Here is a 780-nt window from a genome sequence, read left to right on the forward strand (position 1 = left end):
TACTGTCCGAGCCCTCTGCTAAGACTGGAGCTGTGAGCAGCGAGAACGAGCACCCCGAAGCAGCACCCCCGCAAGGGGAACAGCTCGCGCTGATCCGCGAAAGCGTGCGCAAGGCGAAGAAGCCGCGGGCGAAGCCGCGGACGTGGCGGGGGGCCGCGCTGGCGAAGGAGTTGCCGGTCGCGAAGGTGCTGGTCGACAAGGGGCCGGTGCACCTGGACAAGTTGTGGGACTACGCCGTGCCGGCGGAGCTGGACGCGGACGCGCGGCCGGGCGCCCGGGTGCGGGTGCGGTTCGGCGCGGGCACGAAGAACGTGAGGGACGGGCGCCGCGAGGGCGGCGGCCTGCTGGACGGGTTCATCGTGGAGCGGGTGCCGGAGTCCGACTACCGGGGGCCGCTCGCCGCCATCGCCCAGGTGCTGTCGCCGGAACCGGTGCTCGGACCGCGGTTGTTCGCGCTCTGCCGCGCCGTCGCCGACCGGTACGCCGGCTCGCTCGCCGACGTCCTCCAGCTGGCCGTGCCGCCCCGGCACGCCCGGATCGAGGCCGAGCCGTCCGGCCCGCTGCTGCCCCCGCCCGCCGCGCCGGACCCCGGCGGCTGGGCCCGGTACCCCACCGGGCCCGGCTACCTGGAGGCCCTGGCCCGCGGCGAGAGCCCCCGTGCGGTGTGGACCGCGCTCCCCGGACCGCACTGGGCCGACGAGCTGGCCCGCGCCGCCGCCGCCGCGCTCGCGTCACGGCGCGGCGCGCTGGTCGTCGTACCCGACGGCCGGGCCGCCGCCC

At 77.1% G+C, this 780-nt stretch carries 1 protein-coding gene; it reads left to right on the forward strand.

The window, feature by feature from the left end; translation table 11 throughout:
- Positions 1–32 precede the first annotated feature (32 nt).
- A partial coding sequence (locus tag JNW98_RS28765) for a primosomal protein N' family DNA-binding protein (RefSeq protein ID WP_504755513.1) occupies positions 33–780 on the forward strand: 748 nt, incomplete at its 3' end.

Origin of the sequence: Streptomyces huiliensis (assembly GCF_020037025.1) — a bacterium.
Lineage (GTDB): Bacteria > Actinomycetota > Actinomycetes > Streptomycetales > Streptomycetaceae > Streptomyces > Streptomyces huiliensis.